The sequence below is a fragment of the Oribacterium sp. P9 genome, from assembly GCF_046365365.1.
In the GTDB taxonomy this organism is placed as follows: domain Bacteria; phylum Bacillota; class Clostridia; order Lachnospirales; family Lachnospiraceae; genus Oribacterium.
This window is the reverse complement of the sequence record NZ_JBKEIS010000070.1, coordinates 1-500: the sequence shown is the minus strand read 5'-3', so window position 1 is coordinate 500 and position 500 is coordinate 1. Positions and strand designations below refer to the sequence as shown.

The window sequence follows — 500 nt, the reverse complement described above, 5'->3', positions numbered from 1 at the left end:
TTGGTTGCTCGTAGATGACGTTTTGATGTTCTCCACGCCCTGGGCGATATTATCCCTGTCCTTTCCAGATACAAGAACATTTGCCAGACTCTCAAACATTACTGCAGCTTGCTCCTTGTTCTGGACGTCGGCATAAACTCTGACATCTGTATATCCCGTACTTCCATAGCTCACGATATCAATCTGGCCATAGCCCTCAATTTGGCCGACAACGCCCACGGCATCTTTGAAAGCGCCCAAACGATACTCGGTGCGATAGTAGCCGCTATCCTTATCGGCGATGTTGTCAACTTCCTTCGCTTCCGTGATGGGCGTATCGGAAGTTGCGTTAAACCTTTCTATGAATGCTTCGACGTTGGCGTAGCCGCCGCGGTCATCGGATTGAACGTGCTCTGCGGTCGCCATGTCACTTACGTTTGCGCCGGTTGTCGCATTCGTAGTAGTGGTAGAGCCGCCGCCAACACCGCTCAATCCGATCGCGAGATATATAAGCCATCCAA

Annotated in this window: 1 protein-coding gene; it reads right to left on the bottom strand. The window is 51.2% G+C overall.

Annotation, left to right across the window (positions count from 1 at the left end; genetic code table 11):
• The coding region (locus tag ACK8P7_RS11045) for a hypothetical protein (RefSeq protein WP_410044244.1) at nt 1–405 on the bottom strand (405 nt) is incomplete at its 3' end.
• Between the last annotated feature and the right edge of the window lie 95 nt (nt 406–500).